Raw genomic sequence first — 1,351 nt, forward strand, 5'->3', positions numbered from 1 at the left:
CTGGAGAGGGTCCGTTTTAGCTCAAAATCAAACTCAGGATCATCAACCATGAACGGGGAACATGATGGCTTGAGAATAACATCCGGAGCCGGCGGTGTCGTATCAGTTCCGGAACTGGCGATTACCAGCACGCCACAACACATCAAACACAAGAGCATGAGGTACCGAACAGGAATGAACATAGCTGTAATTTTTCCGCAAAGGATAAAAAATTACCGATAAACTGATTAAGAGGGATTTTTGGGTTATCTGCTCATCATATACCGGCGGAGATCGACGCCTCGTATCCGGTAATCCGGTCCGTCACGGACTGCCGGCAAAAACCCGTCGGTGATGTATTCCAAAAGAACCGACTCACTCTCACCTGCAATGGCCGCAGCTTCAGCGATGGTATACATCATCTCTTCCCTGACGCCTCCTATGGAATCACGAAGGGTCCGGTCTCCCCCTCGTTCCTGTCCTGAAATAACCGGTGAGATGAGATCTTCAGAGTCAATTCCGGTTTCGGAGAGGGAATACTGGACATCTTCCACAGAGACGTGAGGAGAAAAGACCGGGCTTTCTTCCGGCTCCTTCTCTCTTATTATGGATGGTTGTTCCTGTCGTGCCGGCCCGCTCATACCCTGGTTTATGCCGTGGATATCCTGATCCTTTGTGAGAGGAGGGTAGTCAGATCTGATCAAGAGGGGTGTTGGAGACTGGGTGATAAGTCGGGTGATCTGGTCCCGAAGCCAGGAAATCTCCTCATCCTGTCGTTGTATGATCTCACGCAGCACATCATGGTCTGACGAGGAGAAGTGCCCTTTCCGATCTGGGGATACTATCCGGGTACTCTCATGCCTTTTTATATGGAGGGCCTGAGTAAGCAGGTCTCGTGCCACATCCTCTACAGGTATATGCTGCTCTGATGCGAAATGATTGAGCCTGTTTATGATATCCGGTGAGAGTGAGAGGGTAATTGTCTGCGTCAGATGAGACATATTCTCCCTGTTTAATTATTCTCTGAACTGAAAAAAGTGATCTCATACCTGAAAAAAAGGGATATGTCCCGGGTTTTCAGGGAAAAAGTTCAACCCCGATTCTTTCTTGCAGCCAAAAACCGTGAAGACCGAACCGATGAGATCGCCATAAAGCCTGCCATAACCAGTGCTATGATAAAAATAATCTGGCCTACGGCTATAAATGGGAAGATACTGGTCACTTCAGACAGACTCTGGATGTCAGAGAGACGAAATTCTGCCAGAACCGGCCCGGTCATATACAAGAGGAGGATGGCCGTTGAACAGAGGAGAAGAAACACCCGAACTGCTTTATTCTGTACTGGGATGATGATGCAGTACAGGGGGAGAAT

Annotated in this window: 2 protein-coding genes; both read right to left on the reverse strand. The window is 48.6% G+C overall.

The window, feature by feature from the left end:
* Window positions 1-245 precede the first annotated feature (245 nt).
* Window positions 246-980: a helix-turn-helix domain-containing protein gene (locus PLA23_RS13465; RefSeq protein ID WP_324330349.1), complete on the reverse strand. Its 735-nt coding sequence runs from the start codon at window positions 978-980 to the stop codon at window positions 246-248.
* Between the two features lie 89 nt (window positions 981-1,069).
* Window positions 1,070-1,351: hypothetical protein (locus tag PLA23_RS13470; RefSeq protein WP_324475548.1), on the reverse strand; the 282-nt coding region annotated here is incomplete at its 5' end.

The organism is Methanospirillum sp. (genome assembly GCF_035406105.1).
Classification (GTDB): domain Archaea; phylum Halobacteriota; class Methanomicrobia; order Methanomicrobiales; family Methanospirillaceae; genus Methanospirillum.